Origin of the sequence: Streptomyces kronopolitis (assembly GCF_014646275.1) — a bacterium.
GTDB lineage: Bacteria > Actinomycetota > Actinomycetes > Streptomycetales > Streptomycetaceae > Streptomyces > Streptomyces kronopolitis.
The window spans coordinates 1-548 of the sequence record NZ_BMND01000126.1; the positions used below are offsets into that span (position 1 = coordinate 1).

Here is a 548-nt window from a genome sequence, read left to right on the forward strand (position 1 = left end):
AGCGGCATCAGGGACTCCACGGGGGCCTTGCGGCGCCAGGCCCGTCCGAACCGGGAACGCAGGCGGGCCTGGTACACCAGCCGCTCCTGCTCCAGCTTGATCACCGCGTCGTACGACCGCAGCTCCCACAGCTTCATCCGCCGCCACAACAGGAAGGTCGGCAGGGGCGACAGCAGCCAGCGGGTGAGGCGCACGCCCTCCATGTGCTTGTCCGCCGTGATGTCGGCGATCCGCCCGACGGCGTGCCGGGCGGCCTCGACGGTGACGACGAACAGCACGGGGATGACGGCGTGCATGCCCATGCCCAGGAGGTCGGACGCCGCCGCGGCGTTGAAGGCCACCGTCGCGACCGTCAGCAGCCATGCCGCCTGCCGCAACAGCGGGAAGGGCATGCGGATCCAGGTGAGCAGCAGATCCAGGGCGAGCAGGACGCAGATGCCCGCGTCGATGCCGAGCGGGAAGAAGTACGCGAAGGTGCCGAAGCCCTTCTTGAGGGCGAGCTCCCGCACGGCCGTGTAGGAACCGGCGAAGCCGATGCCGGCGATCAC

At 70.1% G+C, this 548-nt stretch carries 1 protein-coding gene; it reads right to left on the reverse strand.

From position 1 onward, the window contains the following. Positions 1-548, reverse strand: a 548-nt coding sequence (locus IEY78_RS33955; protein ID WP_189104835.1) for a DUF2637 domain-containing protein, incomplete at both ends; no start/stop codon positions are given.